1 protein-coding gene and 1 pseudogene are annotated in these 397 nt (G+C 59.9%); both read right to left on the bottom strand.

Annotated features, from left to right (window positions below):
* The coding region (locus tag GVL52_RS32620) for a F0F1 ATP synthase subunit gamma (RefSeq protein ID WP_200848065.1) at window positions 1-172 on the bottom strand (172 nt) is incomplete at its 3' end.
* 18 nt (window positions 173-190) lie between these two features.
* A pseudogene (locus tag GVL52_RS32615) lies at window positions 191-397 on the bottom strand (hypothetical protein); the annotation flags it as partial.

Genomic DNA, 397 nt, shown 5'->3' with positions numbered 1-397 from the left:
GGCCGAGGTTCGCCGCGATGTTGCGGATCTTCTCGCTGTAAGGCCGTGCGGCACGCATGCGGTCCTGCGCCTTGCGCATCTTGGACGCGGCCACCATTTCCATGGCCTTGGTGATCTTCTTGGTGTTCTCCACCGATTTGATCTTGCCGCGTATTTCCTTGCCTGCTGCCATGATGGCTCCTCGTTCGGTTTAGGCGAACGACTTCTTGAAGGCCGTGATGGCTTGCGTCAGTTCGGCCTCGTCCTTGCCTTCCTTGTCGAAGGCACGGTTCTTCTCCAGGCGCTCCAGCAGGGCGCCGTGGCTGGTCTTGAGGAACTGGTGCAGGCCGGATTCGAAGGCGAGCACCTTCTTCACGTCCACGTCGTCCATGAAGCCCTTGTTCACTGCGAACAGCGT

The sequence above is a fragment of the Rhizobium sp. 18055 genome, assembly GCF_902706285.1.
Taxonomy (GTDB): domain Bacteria; phylum Pseudomonadota; class Alphaproteobacteria; order Rhizobiales; family Rhizobiaceae; genus Rhizobium.
The sequence above is the reverse complement of the archived record's forward strand: the minus strand, read 5'-3'. Positions and strand labels throughout refer to the sequence as shown.